11 protein-coding genes and 1 pseudogene are annotated in these 17,940 nt (G+C 40.9%); 7 read left to right on the top strand and 5 right to left on the bottom strand.

Going from position 1 to position 17,940, the window contains the following annotated elements:
- Positions 1-1,224, bottom strand: a protein-coding gene (locus tag L650_RS23520) for an IS3 family transposase (RefSeq protein ID WP_223230524.1) whose coding sequence is annotated in 2 segments (ribosomal slippage) — positions 1-873 and positions 873-1,224 — 1,225 coding nt annotated over the 2 segments. Because the reading frame shifts where the segments join, the coding sequence is not laid out codon by codon here. This gene is flagged as partial in the annotation.
- Between the two features lie 486 nt (positions 1,225-1,710).
- Here L650_RS23520 and L650_RS0103000 point away from each other — a divergent pair.
- The 5 genes from L650_RS0103000 to L650_RS0102980 all read left to right on the top strand — a co-directional run bounded on the left by L650_RS0103000 (position 1,711) and on the right by L650_RS0102980 (position 10,947).
- Positions 1,711-2,751, top strand: a complete 1,041-nt coding sequence (locus L650_RS0103000; protein ID WP_024033350.1) for a Glu/Leu/Phe/Val family dehydrogenase — start codon at positions 1,711-1,713, stop codon at positions 2,749-2,751.
- Positions 2,752-2,907: 156 nt separating this feature from the next.
- Positions 2,908-3,546 carry a CatA-like O-acetyltransferase gene (locus L650_RS0102995; protein ID WP_029772138.1) on the top strand — a complete coding sequence of 213 codons (639 nt, stop codon included), beginning with the start codon at positions 2,908-2,910 and terminating at the stop codon, positions 3,544-3,546.
- Between the two features lie 355 nt (positions 3,547-3,901).
- Positions 3,902-6,790, top strand: a complete 2,889-nt coding sequence (locus L650_RS0102990) for a two-component regulator propeller domain-containing protein (RefSeq protein ID WP_317450477.1) — start codon at positions 3,902-3,904, stop codon at positions 6,788-6,790.
- Between the two features lie 58 nt (positions 6,791-6,848).
- Complete coding sequence (locus L650_RS0102985; protein ID WP_004588146.1) at positions 6,849-7,673, top strand: M90 family metallopeptidase; 825 nt, start codon at positions 6,849-6,851, stop codon at positions 7,671-7,673.
- 97 nt (positions 7,674-7,770) lie between these two features.
- On the top strand, positions 7,771-10,947 hold the full coding sequence (locus L650_RS0102980; RefSeq protein WP_029772136.1) for an amidohydrolase family protein: 3,177 nt from the start codon (positions 7,771-7,773) through the stop codon (positions 10,945-10,947).
- A gap of 140 nt (positions 10,948-11,087) precedes the next feature.
- Here the strand turns inward: L650_RS0102980 and L650_RS0102975 are convergent, their stop codons facing one another.
- Positions 11,088-11,456: a hypothetical protein gene (locus tag L650_RS0102975; RefSeq protein WP_029772135.1), complete on the bottom strand. Its 369-nt coding sequence runs from the start codon at positions 11,454-11,456 to the stop codon at positions 11,088-11,090.
- Positions 11,457-11,606: 150 nt separating this feature from the next.
- On the opposite strand from L650_RS0102975, the gene L650_RS0102970 reads away from it, so the two are divergent.
- Complete coding sequence (locus L650_RS0102970; protein ID WP_029772134.1) at positions 11,607-12,359, top strand: Nif3-like dinuclear metal center hexameric protein; 753 nt, start codon at positions 11,607-11,609, stop codon at positions 12,357-12,359.
- 13 nt (positions 12,360-12,372) lie between these two features.
- Here L650_RS0102970 and L650_RS0102965 read toward each other — a convergent pair whose 3' ends face one another.
- From L650_RS0102965 to L650_RS0102955, 3 genes are all read right to left on the bottom strand, one after another.
- Positions 12,373-13,137: a YdcF family protein gene (locus L650_RS0102965; protein ID WP_223230523.1), complete on the bottom strand. Its 765-nt coding sequence runs from the start codon at positions 13,135-13,137 to the stop codon at positions 12,373-12,375.
- Positions 13,138-13,188: 51 nt separating this feature from the next.
- On the bottom strand, positions 13,189-14,076 hold the full coding sequence (locus L650_RS0102960) for a LysR substrate-binding domain-containing protein (RefSeq protein WP_004588141.1): 888 nt from the start codon (positions 14,074-14,076) through the stop codon (positions 13,189-13,191).
- A gap of 454 nt (positions 14,077-14,530) precedes the next feature.
- Positions 14,531-16,900: a GGDEF domain-containing protein gene (locus tag L650_RS0102955; protein WP_029772132.1), complete on the bottom strand. Its 2,370-nt coding sequence runs from the start codon at positions 16,898-16,900 to the stop codon at positions 14,531-14,533.
- A 214-nt stretch (positions 16,901-17,114) separates the two neighbouring features.
- Between L650_RS0102955 and pyrC the strand changes: the two are divergent.
- Positions 17,115-17,940, top strand: a pseudogene (gene pyrC, locus L650_RS0102950) (dihydroorotase); the annotation flags it as partial.

The raw sequence follows: 17,940 nt of genomic DNA, 5'->3' as shown, positions 1-17,940 counted from the left end.
CTTGGTGCGAAAGCGCCAGGTCTTTTTTATGCACTTGATTTGGTGTTTTCATATCCAAACTTAAGTGCGGTCGCATTTCATTGTATATAAATATCGATTCTTCAACGAGCTGTTTTAACTCTGCCATATTGCGACATTTATACAGTAAAAACTCTTGCTTTAATATCCCGTTAATACGCTCTGCTAATGCGTTTTGATAACAGTCATACCCATCGGTCATCGATGGTCTAATGCCCTCTTTTAATAGCGCATTTTGATATACTTCAGAGCAATATTGTAAACCTCTATCTGAATGATGAATGGCATCACGTTTATATACGCGTTGCTTAATTGTCATTTCTAATGCTCTGACTACATCGGTTGCTTTCATTTCATCACTCAGCTCATAACCCATTATTTTTCGACTGTAAGCATCAGTGACTAACGATAGGTAATGCACGCCTTGCGCTGACTTTACGTATGTAATGTCACTAACGAAGACTTCCTCGGCCGCAGTAGGCATGTATTCCTTTAGTAAATTGGGATGCTTGCGCATCCAATGGTTACTGTTTGTTGTTTTAGTGTAATTTTTCTTTGGTTTTACAAGAAAGTCATGCTCTCTCAAATAATCAAAAAAACAATCACGACCTAGTTTAATGCCACGCTCTTGCAGGTCTGGCTTTATCATCAGATAAAGTTTCTTCCCACCAATACGAGGCATGAATTGCCGCCAGTACATCACTAATTCTTTGACTGGCTCCAATTCTTTATTCCGAGCATCTATTCTGCGCATAGCTTGATAGTAACCTTGTCGCGTTACGCCATATGCACGGCATAACGGAGTAAGCTTTATTTGATGGTTTTCTTTTGCGCGCGTGATAGCTCGGATATGTACTTTTTTCGCAAGCCCGCTCCATATTCTTCATCCATAATATTAATCATTTCATCTTTGATTAAATCCTTTAGGCGTAACTCTTCTATCTCGCGCTCTAAACGTTTAATTTTTTGTGCTGGGGTTTCTTTCGATTTAGGCATGTTGGCTATATAAGTTGGTTTAGACCAATCTAATTTACCATGTTTTCGCAGCCATACCAGAACGGTACTGCGGCCTTGAATACCGTAATGACTTTGCGCTTGTTTATAGGTGAAGTCGCCTTTTTCTACTTGCTCAACAATAGATAATTTAAAGCCTAATGTATAATCTCGCTGAGTACGCTTAACGTCTTTAGTTTTAGTGGTTTTCATAAAATAAGTCCTAAATGTGTAAACACATTTCAGGACAAGACAATGTAATCTAATAAAAAAGCGAGCTTAGGCTCGCTTTTTTTGTGTTTGTTTTATGAAATATTAAAAAAGCGCACATTGCCCCTTCAAATAAACACCTCAGACCAGTTGTGGTAAATCTGCTTTTTTCTTCATAAACCTATACACTGTGCGACTTTGCTGGGAGGGGAGTTGTGTAATACAAGGTTTACACTTGGCGTTACCTTTACGTTCACGTAAATGTGAAAGCGCTTTTTAACGGTGTTGTTAGCTTTAAATTTAATTTATGTGCCTTTTGTTGAATTTTATATCCATACTTTATTGTTATTTAGATTTATTAATTCACAAGGCTCGCTTTTTACGGGTTTAACTTCTCATTATGTGGCACCCTTAAAAATGAAGTGGTAAAGTTTCGTCAATTTCCAGCGCTCATCCCTCTCACGGGTAAACTATTTTGGAGTAATTACAGTGGCTGTGTTTAATCAAGCTGAATTTGATAACCACGAACAAGTGGTTTTTTGTTCTGACGAAGCGTCAGGTTTAAAAGCAATTATTGCCGTACATAATACTAACCTTGGCCCTGCTGTTGGTGGTTGTAGAATGTGGGACTATGCCAACGATGAAGATGCCGTTTACGATGTTTTACGTCTCTCTAAAGGGATGACCTATAAAAATGCGGTTGCTCGCCTACCGTTTGGTGGTGGTAAATCGGTTATTATTGGCAATGCAAAAGAGATTAAATCAGAGCAGTTATTTCGAGCTTTTGGTCGTCAATTAGAGCGATTAAATGGCCGTTACTATTCTGCCGAAGATGTAAACATTACATGTGATGACGTTGCTTTAATGAATAAAGAAACGAATTATGTGCTGGGCTTGGAAGGGAAAAGCGGTAACCCGTCACCTTTTACAGCTTACGGTACGTTTTTAGGAATTAAAGCGGCATTACAGCACCAACGTGGGCATCAAGATTTTGCGGGCATTAAAGTGGCTGTACAAGGTTTAGGTGCAGTCGCCTATGGTTTATGTAAGCATTTAGCGCAAGCTGGTGCAAAATTATTTGTAACAGATATCAATCAAGATGCTGTAGAGCGGGTTGTAAATGACTTTGGTGCTACGGCGGTGGGTATTGATGAAATTTACGACCTTGATGTTGATGTATACGCACCTTGTGCATTAGGTGCCACCATTAATGATGAAACCATTGCACGTATTAAGGCAACTATTATTGCTGGGTGTGCTAATAATCAGCTAGCGCAGTCTCGTCACGGTGAAGTACTTCGTGAAAAAGGTATATTGTATGCACCCGATTACGTTATTAACGCTGGTGGCATTATTAATGTGTATTACGAAACTGCACCACAAGGCTACAGTGAGGCGGCGTCTAATAAACATGTTGAAGGTATTTTTGATACCTTAACCGAAATATTCACCCGTAGTGAAAAAGAGCAAAAATCAACGCATTTGATTGCCGATGAGTTAGCGCAAGAGATAATTCAAAACGGCCTGTAAATTTACCCCGTTTATTTAAACTAAGGCGTACAGTGGTACGCCTTTTTTGTTTATACTCTATGGCGTGGTAATTTTTTGTGGCCAAGACTCTTAAGGCAATGCGGCCTAATCGTTAACAACAAGCTTATGGATATTATGACTGATACAAACGCCTTAATGGAGCCCATCGACCTTGATACATGGCCTCGCCAACAACACTTCGAATTATTTAAAAACTTTACCCAGCCATATTTTAATGTGTGCGTAACACTTAACGCCAAGCCTTTATTTGAATATTGTAAACAAAAGAAACTGTCTTTTTTTCAAGCATATGTGCATGCCACATTAAAAGCTTGCCACGCTTATAACCCGATTATGCTAAGAATTATTAATGAGCGTCCATGGCGCTTAAAGCAAGTAAGAGCCAGTGTGGTCGAGCTTGCTAGCGATGATTCGTTTATATTTAGTTACTTTAATTATTCGCCTTGCCTTGAAGAATTTGCTCAGCACGCCACAGCTATAAGCGCCAATGCTAAATCTCAACCGTTATTTTCTCAGGCGTTTAATCAAACCGAAGGGCAGGCCGATTTGATACATATATCGGTTTTACCTTGGCTTAATTTTAGTAGTTTTTCGCATGCCTTTAGTGAAGGAAAAAGTTTAGGTATTCCTAAATTTGTGTTTGGTCATTACGATAAAACCACGGGCCTGATGCCGTTTTCGATTGATGTGCATCATTCGCTAATGGACGGTTTACACGTCGCAGCGTTTATAAACGTTTTACAAAACAATATTGACGACTTTTGTAAAGATTAATTGAATTTAGTTAATGCAATGTATTTATTTGCTATGGTAGTATTTTTAGTTAGATAGGCGATATAAGTTAATTTGTAACGATTAGCTGATACGTTTACGACATTAAGTTTTAGCGACTTATTTAAGGTGCTTTTTAGCACGTATTATTAGTTGTTTACGCTATTGTTTAGTTTTAATTAACGCGCTTTTAGCGCTTAAACAAACCCTAGTGTATTCACCCAATGCGTATAGGGATTTTAACGCTTTGTTGGAGCGCACAATTTTGGTGTGCCCAGTGCCAAGTAAATTCTTTCCTACTCCTTTTAAATAACGATAAAGCGCTTACACACAAGTAAAAGAATAACTAAGGCAGTTGATGATGAGACAATTAAGCATTATATGTTCTTTTTTCGTCATGTTTTTATGTGAAGCCCAAGAGCAAACCCGTTTACCGTTAAGTGATTATTTTTCTGAAACATGGAATACCCGCTCTGGATTGCCACACAACAGTATTAATAGCGTTACGCAAACCCAAGATGGCTACTTATGGGTTGCTACATGGGAAGGTTTGGCACGTTTTAATGGCCAAGAGTTTACAATATTAACCCGTGCTCATATTAATAACTTACCCGACTCGGGTTTAAGGGCACTCACTCCCACAAATAGTGGTGGGTTATACATAGCGGGGTCGCGCGGAGGAATTAGCTTATATCAACATAGGCAGTGGGATACCAAGCGCTCAGCATCAACCATGGTTAATCATTTAATTGAAAGTGCTGATCAAAGCCTATGGTTAGCTCTTGAAAACGACGGCGTGTTTTATCGTGAACATAACAGCGATACCGACCTTGCAATTATTAAAAATGTGAGTGCTTATCGGGTTATAGAAGATCACGATGGGGTTATTTGGGCAGCAACCAGTGCAGGCCTTTATAAAATACACAACAAAATACCGACCTTAATGACGCCACACTTTGGTTTACCAAATGCACCTGTATATAACTTATTAATTACCCGTGGTGGCTCGCTTATTGTGGGAAGCGAAAAAGGCGCGTGGATAAAAACCAATGCGCAGTTTCAGCCTATACATGAAAAGCTTAGCAATGAATCTATTTCTAGCTTATTAGAGGATAACCATGGAGACTTATGGTTTGGCACAATTAATAAAGGGGTGTTTAGGTTATCGCCTGATGGCGTAGAGCAGTTAGATGCCAATAACGGATTACCCGCCAACCGTATTTTATCTTTGTTACAAGATAGAGAAAACAGTATTTGGATTGGCACAAACGCCGGATTGTTTCGCCTGCGTGAGTCGCCGTTTTCATCGTGGACCCAAAAAAGAGGTTTAGCGGGGGATTATACCCGCACAGTGCTTTCTCACTCCGATGGCAGTTTATGGGTGGGGGGAAGCTCTGGCTTAAATATAATAAAAAATAATCGCGCTACCTTGGTTTCAGGCTCTAAACAAAGCAGTCCTTATTCTGTGCTCAGTTTACACGAAGCACCCGATGGTAGCGTGTGGGCAGGTACGTATACCTCAGGTGTTTTAAAAGTAGTTAATAATACCTTTACGCCGTTTATTAATCGTAGCACTGGCCTTGGAAGTAACGAAGTAAGGGCTTTATTATTTGATTCTAAAAACCGTTTGTGGATAGGCTCTGCCATGGGGCTTACGCGCATTAATGAAGATGGCAGCTTAAATCAATTTACAAATAAAAAAGACTTACCAAGTGGGTTTGTACTTGCACTTAGTGAAGATAACGCGGGCAATATTTGGGCAGGTACCGGCAATGGGGTGGTGGTATTTGATATTGTTAGTGAGCAATTTACAACGGTTGAATTCCCCCGTGAGTTTTCTGCGCAATATGCGTTTGGGTTTTATATTGATGATATCTATACTTGGATGGCCACAGATAGGGGCTTAGTGCGCTATGAGCTAACAAGCGGAAAAATGGCCATGCTTGGCTTAGAGCAAGGTTTACCTATCGATAAACTATTTCAAGTGGTGCCGCACAATGGCTCATTTTGGCTCTCGAGCAACCGCGGGATTATTCAAATCGATAAAAATCATATACAGCAAATCCTCGACGCTCCCGCGAGCGCTAAAGCACCCGTGCTCAACTATCAACTGTATGATGAAGGCGATGGTATGTTAAGTGCACAGGCTAATGGAGGTTCAACCCCTTCGGCTGTAACGCACAACGATGGGAGTATTTGGTTTGCAACCGCAAAGGGGGTGAGTACCGTAAAACCAGCGCGCTTACAAGCATCAACGCAAATTGCGCTGCCGACCATTATTGAAAATATTTTTGTAGATGGTAAGCCTATTGCGCTTCCGCTTGAAGGGGAGTCGGTATTTTTGCCTCCGGGGGTTTCTCGTTTATCGTTTCATTATGCAGGGCTGAGCTTTATTATGCCGCAGCGATTAAATTTTCAAACCCAATTAAAGGGCTTTAACGATAAATGGGTTAATCGCCAACATATGACCGGTGCTGAGTACACTAACTTACCGCCTGGGGAATATACCTTTATGGTACGAGCAAGTTACCCTAACGCACAGTGGCAAGATAATCAGCAAGCTGTAAATATTGTAATTCAGTCATTTTTTTGGCAAAAACCGCAATTTAAGTTTGCAGTATTTGTATTATTTTTAATGGTTATTTTTGCTATATACAAATACCGTTTATACCACTACAAAAAAATAGAAATAGAGTTGACTAATCGCGTAGAAAAACAAACCCAAGACCTACAAACGCAAGCCAATGCGTTTGCATACCAAGCAACGCACGACCAACTTACCGACATGCCTAACAGGCGTGCTTTTGATAGCTGGCTTGCCCATAACTTTGCCACTTACAAACAGCAAAACCGGCCGTTAGCCATAGCTATACTGGATATTGATCACTTTAAGCGGATTAACGATAACTGGTCGCATATTATTGGCGACAAAGTGATTTGTACTATTGCAGAGCTGCTTAAAAATGGCTGCCAAGAAAACCAGCATATAGCACGCTGGGGCGGTGAAGAGTTTACAATTGTTTTTGCAGATAAAACCGCCGGCGAAGCAAAAATCATATGCGAAGCACTGCGCGAGAGCATTGCACAGCATGACTTTTCGGCCATTGGTGAGGGGTTAAGTGTAACAGCCAGTTTTGGTTTGTCTGACTCAACCAACGTCGGTGATTACGACCGCCTTTTATCGCGGGCAGATCAAGCATTATACAAAGCTAAAAATAGCGGACGAAATTGCACAGAAATTATCTGATTGAAAATGAGTGCATGCGCACATATTAATAAGAGACTAACTTATTTTGGATGTCCCCATGATAAACGGGCTACTCATTTTTGCTTTGGCTATTTTTGTTGTAATTTATTGGCGCTGGCAGGCACTACAAAACTGGCTTTGGAATAAAAAATATAAAAACGCTGTTTTAAACTCTCAACAAAAAGAAATACTCCTTCGTTGCATGCCTATCTATAAAAAGATGACGGATAACGACAGAGCCAAGCTTGAGCGCCACATAATATGGTTTTTAAATGAAAAGCGCTTTTTAGGCCGAGACGGACTAAAGCTAACCCCCGCCATGAAGCTGATAGTTGCTGCCGATGCCTGTGTGTTAGTGCTTAATAAACCGTGGCCACTTTATAAAAACGTGAAAGAAATTTTACTCTACCCCAGTGCGTATTATGCGCCGCAATCTACACGAGATAGTGCTGGGCTGGTTAGTTACCACAACGCGGTACGCTTAGGTGAGTCGTGGCCTGGTGGCACGTTAGTGCTAAGTTGGCACGATGTACTTGAAGGCAACCGTTTACCAAGTGACGGCCATAATTTAGTGTTTCATGAATTTGCCCACCAGTTAGACCAAGAAACCGGAAAAACCACTGGCACTCCATTATTAAAAACCCCCAATGCTTATAAAGAATGGGCTCGAGTGTTTAGCCGTGCCTTTGTGCAGTTAAAAAGTCATGTTGCTTATAACATGCCTCACGTTATTCATAGTTATGGGGCCACCAACGAGGCTGAGTTTTTTGCAGTACTCACAGAGACCTTTTTAGAAAAGCCAGCGCAGCTTAGGCAACACGACCCTGAAATTTATAGAATGCTGGTGGATTACTACCAATTTGACCCCATAGTTTGGCATTAATTTTTGGTACTTGGTCTGATAACGCTGGCAAGTTAGCGCTGTTTTTGTTGCAATCGTGTTAGAGAGTTTAACTGCAATAATAACAAGCGAGAAATGCATGAAAAAAATGCTTCACACTGCACTGGCTTTATCAGTCGCCCTTGCAATAGGTCAGCCGCACGCAAACGAAGAGCAAGAAAAGTGGCAGGTAGATTCACCAAAAGGCGAGTTTGTAGATGCAACCATTAGCACAGAGCAAGGCACATGGATGAACATTGATGTTAGTCCTGATGGCAACACGCTAGTGTTTGACTTACTTGGCGACATTTACACTATGCCTATAAGCGGAGGTGAAGCAACTAAACTCACCTCTGATATTGCTTGGCAAATGCAGCCTCGCTTTAGCCCCGATGGTAAACACATTGCGTTTACCTCAGATCAAGGCGGTGGTGATAATATTTGGGTTATGGATGTTGATGGTAGCAATCAACACGCTGTGACTGACGAAACCTTTAGACTTTTAAATAGCCCCGCATGGAGCCCTGATGGCGATTACCTTGTCGCACGCAAGCACTTTACCGCTAGTCGCTCACTAGGGGCTGGAGAAGTGTGGCTTTACCACAAAGCGGGTGGTAAAGGTGTTCAGCTTACTAAACGTGAGAACGACCAAAAAGACTTAGGTGAGCCAATGTTCTCACCAGATGGGCGCTATGTTTATTTTTCTCATGACGCGACGCCAGGTAAAACTTTTCACTACTCTAAAGATTCTGTTGCCGGTATTTATAAAATTAAGCGCTACGATAGAGAAACAGGCGAAATAGAAACCATAATACAAGGCATGGGCGGTGCGATAAGACCCACACCTTCACCTGATGGTAAAAAGCTTGCCTATATAAGACGTGATGACTTTCAAACAAGCTTGTACTTATACGACCTAACCAGTGGCGAGCACACCAAGCTTTATGACAAGCTTGAACGCGATATGCAAGAAACCTGGGCTATTCATGGTGTGTATCCGACCATTGCGTGGACCCCAGATAACGAAGAACTGGTGTTTTGGGCTTCAGGTTCAATACATAAAATTGCTGTTGATGATAAAGCTGTTGCGCGTGTTCCCTTTAAAGTAAACACCAGTAAAAAAATACAAACCGCGGTACGCTTTACTCAAAATTTAGATACCGATGAGTTTGATGTAAAAATGTTGCGCAACGTGCAGGTTAGCCCCGATGGTGAAACCGCGATTTTTGAAGCATTAGGTTATATTTATAAACGCGATTTAGACTCTGGTAAAATTAAGCGCTTAACCAAACAAACTGATCATTATGAGCTGTTCCCGCAGTACTCCCGCGATGGGAAAAAGATTGTTTACACCACCTGGAGTGATACTAAGCAAGGCACTGTACGCGTTGTCTCTGCCCGAAGCGGGCGCGGCGAGGCGATAACCCGCGAGCCGGGTAAATACGTTGAGCCTACTTTTAGTCCTGACGGCAAAACAATCGTTTATCGTAAAGCCACCGGCGGAAGTATTTTAAATCCTAAGTGGTCACTCAACCCAGGTATTTATAAAGTAAGCGCAAAAGGGGGAGAGAGCGAGCTTATTTCTAAAAGTGGTTATCAACCTCAATTTGGCAGCGCCAATGACCGTGTATTTATCATGAGCCCTTGGCCTAAGCCTACCTTAAGTGTTGTGGAGCTTGAAACTAAAAACGTTCGTAAACTTTACGAATCAGAGCATGCGACTGAATTTCGAGTCTCACCAGATGGTAAATACTTAGCGTTTGCTGAGCGCTTTAAAGTATTTGTTACCCCGCTGGTAGAAAGCGGCTCACCTATCACAATAAGCCCTAAAGATAACCAGTTTCCTATTGAGCAGTTGTCTGTGCGTGCGGGTGAAAATATAAGTTGGAGTGCTCAAAGTAACACACTCTACTGGAGTTTAGGGCCCGAGCTATACCATGCAAGCCTTGATGGTATGTTTGCTATTGATAAAGCCGATGATGCCGACTTTAAAGTAAAAAGCGGTGAGAATATTAGCTTTAGTAAAAAAATGGCTGCACCAAAGGGCATGATTGCGCTAAAGGGCGCCAACATTATTACCATGAAGGGTGAGCAAGTCATTGAAAATGGTGTCATTATCACAGACGGTAAACGCATAAAAGCGATTGGTACTGCTGATGAGGTAACGATCCCCAAAGGGGCTGAAATTATCGATGTAACAGGTAAAACAATTATGCCTGGGATTGTTGATGCGCATGCCCATGGCTCACAAGCCAGCGATGAAATTATTCCTCAGCAAAACTGGAAAAACTATGCTGGTTTAGCGTTAGGTGTCACAACAATTCATGATCCATCAAACGATACCTCTGAAATATTTACCGCCAGTGAAATGCAAAAAGCCGGCATGATTGTCGGGCCACGTATTTTTTCTACCGGCACCATTTTATATGGAGCAAATATGCCTGGTTACACCTCGCATATTGATTCGCTAGATGATGCTAAATTTCATTTAGAGCGTCTTAAAAAGGTTGGGGCGTTTAGTGTTAAATCGTATAACCAGCCACGCCGTGAGCAGCGCCAACAAGTTATTGAAGCAGGGCGTGAGCTTGAGATGATGGTTGTGCCAGAGGGCGGCTCATTGCTACAACATAACTTAAGTATGGTTGTTGATGGGCATACGGGCATTGAACACTCAATTCCGGTTGAGCATATTTACGATGATATAAAACAATTATGGTCGCAAAGTGATGTTGGTTATACCCCAACGCTTGTTGTCGCCTATGGCGGAATTTGGGGAGAAAACTACTGGTACGATAAAACGGACGTGTGGAATCACCCGCGTTTAAGTAAGTTTGTGCCTAAAAATCAGCTGTTGCCACGTGCTATGCGCCGAGTAAAAGCGCCCGATCATCACTATAACCACTTTAATAACGCCCGCGTTGCTAAAGAGCTGCAAGATTTAGGTGTACTGGTAAATTTAGGTGCTCACGGACAACGCGAGGGCTTAGGTGCACATTGGGAAATGTGGATGTTTGCTCAAGGCGGTATGAGTTCACTTGAAGCAATTAGAGCCTCTACGCTTGACCCTGCTAAATACTTGGGGCTTGATAAAAATATAGGCTCGCTAGAAGTAGGTAAGCTTGCCGATTTAATTGTTATTGATGGCGATCCGCTGAAAAATATTCGCGATTCAGATAAGGTCGATTACACCATGATCAATGGGCGTTTATTTGATGCAAGCACAATGAACGAAGTGGGTAAAAAGCAGCGAAAACCACTTTATTTTGAAAAGCTATAATTGTAATACACGTTTAAAAAGCGGCTATTAGCCGCTTTTTTTAGCTCAAAATAAATTATTTAATAAAGCGAACTGATAGAAGGTGATAAACAGGCACAAAAAAACCGCTTAACGCGGCTTTTTTATTAATCACATGTTGTTTAAACAACACCGCGTGGTAAGCGACAGTCGTGATCTTTACTTGCAAGCTCAACAATCCAAAGCTCTTCAGCTGTGTAGCCGTCTTCGCTTTGTGTTACAACAGTAAACGGCGCTGTTTTTTGTGCTTTAACAGGCGCAGCAGCTTTAGTTTTAGTTTTTTTCGCAGGCGCTTTTTGCTCAGCTTGTGCAGGCGATTTGCCAGAGCTTAGTTCTTTCGTTAGCTCTGCTACATCAGCTAGGCGTAAGTTTTTGCCACCATCGATGCTGTACCAGCCAGGTTTTGTAGTAATTTCAGGTTTTTTACCATTGGCAGCTGCATATGCAGCTTCAAAGGCAGATAAAACTTCTGTTTTGTCTAGTTTGCTCATCAGAGACCCTATACGTTGTGAACACAGATAAAGAAGCCGTATTTATACCTATTTTCCAACTGTTTTTCAATTTTTTGCGATTTTCCTTCCATTTTAGCCCCATAAACGCCAAAATTTGCACTAAATTCAGTGCTGAGTAAGGTAATAAGTATGCAACGTAGAGAATTTAATCAACTGTTAAACGACATTTTAAAGCCTCACACAATTAAAGATTTTTGTCCTAACGGGCTGCAAGTCGAAGGTAAAAATGAAATCAGAACGATTGTTACGGGGGTGACTGCAAGCCAAGCACTCATTGATGCAGCGATAGAAAAAAAAGCCGATGCTGTTTTGGTTCACCATGGTTATTTTTGGAAAGGTGAATCGCAACCTATTACAGGCATGAAAAAACGCCGTATTGGGGCTTTGTTAGCGCACGATATTAATTTATTTGCCTATCATTTACCGCTTGATATTCACCCTGTTATAGGTAACAACGCCCAACTTGCTAATTTACTCGATATTGAAATAGAGACAGGGCTTGAACCCGTTACTAATAGCGTTGCTATGAAAGGACGGTTAAAAACTCCGCTCACAGGTAGCGAGTTTGCAAATAAAATAGCCAAAGTTTTAAACCGCGAACCTTTAAGTAGTGTTGTACGCGATGAAAAAATTAACACCGTTGCCCTGTGTACAGGAGGCGGGCAAGGTTATATCGATTTAGCAGCAGAGCAGGGGATTGATGCATACCTAACGGGTGAAGCCTCAGAGCAAACTATTCACAGCTCGCGAGAGCAAAATATAGACTTTTTTGCAGCAGGGCATCATGCAACCGAGCGTTACGGAATTAAAGCCCTTGGTGAACTACTTGCTAAAGAACATGGTTTTGATGTGAGCTTTATAGATATAGATAACCCAGTATAAATTTATATATACTCTACAGCGCCTCTGGGTTTATCCAGCGGCGCATACTTATCCAAGCATTCCCAATCACTTCATGGGCATATTGTGTTACTACACGTAATACCTCAGCATTTGGTATAAATTGTTTATACAAAGGTAAAGCCGCAAAATTGTGATAATCCGTAGCGGCAGGAATTACCTCAATGCCTTGGGCATTAAACAAGTTTATTGAGCGCGGCATATGTAGCACAGACGTAACCAGTGCAACCTTAAAATCAACGAGCTTAGGCGCGAGGAGTTTGGCTTCTGCGGCTGTATCCATTGCCTGTGGGTTTTGTTTTATGCGGTTTTTACTCACCCCTAAATTTATAGCTGTTTGGCTCATTAACGCGCTATTTGTTACTTTATTATAGCCACCGCCAGATACGATAAGCGTTGCATTAGGGTATTTTTTTGCAAGCTTAACCCCTTCTACCAAGCGAGTAAGCGCACAATTTCCTAGCTGATTATTAGCGCTTAAAGCGGGGTTAGGGTTTATGTCGCAACCCAGCACAACAATTTTATCAAGGGTTGGGTGTTTTAGTGCATTAAAGGCCAATGACACGGGCTCATTGTTTTTAATCAGTTGATGCGCAGCAAACGGCGTACTTAACACTAAAAGCGCCAATATACTTAAGCTTGCGATCACTAAAGCAGACCTACGTGCACGAAACGCCAAAACTAGCATTACAAACGCAAGTAAACCAAATAGCGGTAGCGGCATAATTAAGCCACCTAATAATTTTTTTAATTCAAACATAACAAGCAACATAAAACACAATAGGCCTTATGTTACTTATTCGTTTGTGATTTATCGACCGTTATTTTGCTTACAGGTATTTAAAAAATGGCGATAAACGGGGTTGTCTTTCATGTCTTTTTTCATTGCTAGGTACATAGGGCGGGTTAGCCCTAGTGCACCAAGCGGGATAGATTTAATTAAACCTTGGCTTTCGTAAGGTGTTACCAACCAATCAGGCAGCGCTGCTACACCCATTCCTGCACTCACTAGCTGAAAAATTAATAAGCCTTGGTCTACATTTTTTAAGGTGCCGTCAAAGCGGGCATTTTGAATAAAGTGTTTAAATATATCTTGTCGCTCGCGCGGAATAGGATACGAAATAATGGTTTCGTTTTTTAAATCAAGCGCCGTTACATATGCTTTTTTAGCTAGGTCGTGATCAGGGGCGACGATAAGCTTTAATTTAAAATCAAATAAGTGAGCGTATTCAAGTTTATCAGGATCGCGTATATCTGAGGTCAATACTAAGTCGAGCTCATCGTTGAGTAAATCTGGTATAGCGTCGTAGCTAAAGCCGCGTTCGTAGTCAATTTTAATATCTGGCCAAAAATTATTAAATTCTTTAATAGTAGGCAGCAGCCAATGAAAACACGCATGGCATTCAACACTTAAGCGCAGTTGGGAAATAGGTTGATTAAGGCTTTCTTTTAAACGGCACTTGGTAGCTTCTACTTTAGGTAAAACTTCGTTGGCAAGTTCGAGTAATAGCATTCCTTGTGGCGTAAAGCGCACAGGTTGCGTTTTTCTTTCAAATAATTGGCAGTCTAATTTGTTTTCTAAGTCTTTAATTTGATGAGATAAAGCTGATTGCGTTAAAAATAATTCGCGGGCTGTATTAACTAACGATCCGGTGTCTTTTAATGTCGCAATAGTTTTAAGGTGTTTTATATCAATCATCTTTAATAATTCTCAAGGGAAAAGTGAGTTTGGCTCAGATTGACTACATACTACGCCTTTACAAAAAACGTTTCAACGTCTAGATGGCTAAAATAATCTATTAATTACTAAAATAACCCCTTAAAGTTAAATTAACTAATGTGGGTACTTTGGTTGCTACTGGTTTGATGAGTTTGGCATGAGTTTAGCTCAAGTTGTTTTGTTGGGTTATACAGCGGCTTTGTAAAGCGCGTTATGGGCAGGGCAGCTCAATAAATGGCATTGGTTTTTAAGAGGGGTAAGTAATTATCACAACGCGCAATCACAGGTATGTTTTTAATGGGCTAAAGCTTAAACAGTAATGATATGTTTTTATTGCTTTAAAACTGAGCGCTTAAATAAACGAAAGGGTATTACGAGGCTTACTTTTTACACCTTTTTGGTTGTGAAAAAGTAAGCCTTTGGATAACAGCTACTACAGGGGTTTGTGGATAAGCTTAATGGCGTGTTGTGCTGTAACTGGCTTTGACTTTAAAAAGCCTTGCCCGTAATTACATTGAGTGGCTTGTAAAATATTTAGTTGCTCTTGGGTTTCGATTCCCTCAGCCACAACTTCAAAGTTTAGTGATTGTGCTAATGAGAGAATGGCCTCTACTAACGGGTTATTGGTTTTGTTGAGGTGATCGATAAAGCTTTTATCTATTTTTAAAATATGAATAGGTAATTGGTGTAAGTAACCAAGTGCTGAGTATCCAGTACCAAAGTCATCCAAGCATAACTTCACTTTAAGTGGGGCAAGCCCTTCTATTATTTGGGTTGCTAAATCAAGGTTAGCAATAAGCCCTGATTCAGTGATTTCTAAACACAACGACCCTAAAGGCAGTTGGTATTTATTATATAATGCGTGAACTTGGGCAACAAAGTCGAGGCTGGCAAAATGACGCGATGACACATTGACCGTTACTTTTAAAAAGCGATGCCCTAATGTATGCCAGTGCGCAATATGTTGTGCAGCAAGGTCAAGCAAGTGCAAATCGAGGTTAATAATTTGCCCGGTGGTTTCGGCTATCGGAATAAACTCATTTGGTGGCACAAACCCTTTTTTAGGATGGTGCCATCTCACTAATGCCTCAAAGCCGACAACTTCGCTTGTCGCTATAGTAAAAATAGGTTGGAAATAAAGCTCAAATTCGTTGTGTTCAATGCCGTGTTGTAAGTCGTTTTCTATATCGGCATGAGTTTTGAGCTTTTTACGCATGGTGTTATTAAAAAACTTAACTTGGCCACGCCCGCTTGATTTAGCTTCGTACATGGCGGCATCGGCTTGTTGTAATAACAAATAGGCTTTATCGTCGCTGCTTTCACTAAAGGCGATGCCAATACTGGTTGATGCTTGCAATAAATGACTATCCACATTAAGTGGCTTAGCAAGGGCTGTGTTTATTCGTTTTAGCGCTTCGCTAACCTGGTTTCGGTGTGTGATGTTTTCCATAAAAATAGCAAATTCGTCGCCACCAAGGCGTGCAAACGTATCGGTGTTTCTGACGGTGCCTTTTATTAGCTCACAAATTTTAATTAAAAAGTGATCGCCAACCTCATGGCCAAGCGAATCATTGATACTTTTAAATCGATCAAAATCTAAATAAAGCAAGGCATGGCTCGTGCCTTTTTTAACACGCGATAAACGCAAAATTGCATGTTTAATACGCTCAATAAGTAACGAGCGATTAGCGAGGCCTGTTAGCTCATCATGCAATGCTTTGTGTTCAAGCTCTTGCCTTGCAAGCTGCCTATCTATGGCCATACTAATTTGCCTACTTACGTAGGTTAAAAGGGCGCTGTCGTGTTCACTATAATGCAGCTTTTTATCGTAACTTTGAACAACAATTACACCGCTTATTCTATCATTTGCTTTAAAAGGCACACCTAGCCAGGATTCAGAAAGACGGCCAACAAGTTTAAAGTCGCCGTTATTTATATGTTGCTGATAATCGTTTTGATTTAATAGCAGTACACGGTCTGATTTTAGTAAGTAATACGAAGCCGTGTCTTTTAATTGCTCTTTTGATATTTTTTTGTGGGCGTGCGTTTGAATGCCTTCTTCAACGATGTAAACCAAATCGAGTATGTCTACTTGCTTATCGTAAAGGGCAATAAAAAAGTTATCTGCAGGAAGTAAGCTATTTATTATGCTGTGAAGAGATTCAAAAAAGGTATCTAGGTTACTGGCTTTATAGGTTAAGTTAGCTATTTGCAGTAAGCTGTTTTCAAGCTTTTGCGCATCATTTAACTGTTTTACTGTGTGCTTTAAGCTATTGACCGTGTTTACTTGGTTTAGCTTAGCACTTAATAAGTGCGCAACCGTGGTTAATATTTCTAGGTGGGCGTTTGTGAAGTAATTTTTTATTGGATGTTCACAATCAATAACCCCTAAAACATGATCCTTGTATATAAGTGGTACGCACAACTCTGATTGAGCAGGGCGTTCATCAGCAATGTAGCGAGGGTCTTGTGTTACATCGCCAATAATAATAGCTGTGCCTGTGCGGGCAACATAACCGGTTATACCTTCGTTAAAGCCAATAACTTTGCGCTCTGCTTGGTATTCGTCTCTGGCGTGGGTTATGCCCATAGAAGCGACTTGATTTAGCTGTAAACGTGTTTCATCAGCCAGGTAAATAACACAATCAACAAACCCTAGGCGGTTTACTACTTGAGTGGTTACATACTCAAATAACTCTTCTAGGGTATCGAGTTGTAATAAGCTTGAGGAAAACTGATTTATTATGCTCAGTTGTTCAGTTTTAACTTCGAGCGCTTTATAGGTATCGATATGATTCGACATAGGGTAATTTTATTCTTTTTATTTGTATTAGCACCGATAAGTTAACCCAAATTTGAAGCATGTTCAAAATAAAACGCTTAAACGAGTGTATTCGTCGTTAAACTTAAACCCAATAGTATTTTGCAGCACTCATAAAGGGGAATAGTTTAGATAACACTTTACTAGATCTTTCCATATGCCTATGATCGGATAAATTCAGCCGTGGAAAAAAGTAATGAGCATTAATACCGATTCAAAAAACACATTAACCATAACTCGTCCTGATGATTGGCATGTCCATTTACGTGATGGTGAGCAACTTAAAGATACAGTACGCGATATTAGCCGCTACATGGGCCGCGCCATCATAATGCCAAACCTTGTACCGCNATTATGGCAGCGGGGCCGCAGGGCAACTTTGAACCCTTAATGGTGCTTTACCTAACAGATAAAACCACACCTGAAGAAATTAAAAAAGCCAAAGCAACGGGTAAAATTGTTGCTGCCAAGCTTTACCCAGCTGGAGCAACCACTAACTCAGACTCTGGGGTTACATCAGTAAAGAATATTTACCCTGTTCTAGAAGCGATGCAAGACGTGGGTATGCTGTTATTAGTGCATGGTGAAGTGACTGATTCATCAATAGATATTTTTGACCGTGAAAAAGTATTTTTAGAGACGATTTTAGGCGATGTTGTAGCGGATTTTCCAAAGCTGAAAATAGTGCTAGAACACATTACGACAAAAGACGCCGTTGATTTTGTAACAGCCGCGCCGCAAAATGTGGCGGCAACTATTACCGCGCATCACTTATTGTACAACCGTAATCACATGTTAGCTGGTGGCATACGTCCGCATTATTACTGTTTACCTATTTTAAAGCGCAATATTCACCAACAAGCGTTAATGGCGGCAGCTATAAGCGGAAATAAAAAGTTCTTTTTAGGGACTGACTCAGCACCACATTATAAAGATAAAAAGGAAGCTGCATGTGGTTGTGCTGGCGCCTATACAGCACATGCTGCGATTGAACTTTACGCCGAAGCCTTTGAAGAGGCGGG

It is taken from the genome of Pseudoalteromonas sp. TB51 (assembly GCF_000498055.1).
GTDB classification, from domain to species: Bacteria; Pseudomonadota; Gammaproteobacteria; order Enterobacterales; family Alteromonadaceae; genus Pseudoalteromonas; species Pseudoalteromonas atlantica.
Note: the sequence above shows the minus strand (reverse complement) of the source record. Positions and strands in the feature narration are given on the sequence as shown.

Bases quoted from the DNA above. Each gene is read 5' to 3' on its own strand.
- L650_RS0102980 (WP_029772136.1), top strand. From the start codon at position 7,771: ATGAAAAAAATGCTTCACACTGCACTGGCTTTATCAGTCGCCCTTGCA.
- L650_RS0102960 (WP_004588141.1), bottom strand. From the start codon at position 14,076: ATGATTGATATAAAACACCTTAAAACTATTGCGACATTAAAAGACACC.
- L650_RS0102955 (WP_029772132.1), bottom strand. From the start codon at position 16,900: ATGTCGAATCATATCGATACCTATAAAGCGCTCGAAGTTAAAACTGAA.
- L650_RS0102970 (WP_029772134.1), top strand. From the start codon at position 11,607: ATGCAACGTAGAGAATTTAATCAACTGTTAAACGACATTTTAAAGCCT.
- L650_RS0102965 (WP_223230523.1), bottom strand. From the start codon at position 13,137: ATGTTTGAATTAAAAAAATTATTAGGTGGCTTAATTATGCCGCTACCG.
- L650_RS0102975 (WP_029772135.1), bottom strand. From the start codon at position 11,456: ATGAGCAAACTAGACAAAACAGAAGTTTTATCTGCCTTTGAAGCTGCA.
- L650_RS0102985 (WP_004588146.1), top strand. From the start codon at position 6,849: ATGATAAACGGGCTACTCATTTTTGCTTTGGCTATTTTTGTTGTAATT.
- L650_RS0102995 (WP_029772138.1), top strand. From the start codon at position 2,908: ATGGAGCCCATCGACCTTGATACATGGCCTCGCCAACAACACTTCGAA.
- L650_RS0102990 (WP_317450477.1), top strand. From the start codon at position 3,902: ATGATGAGACAATTAAGCATTATATGTTCTTTTTTCGTCATGTTTTTA.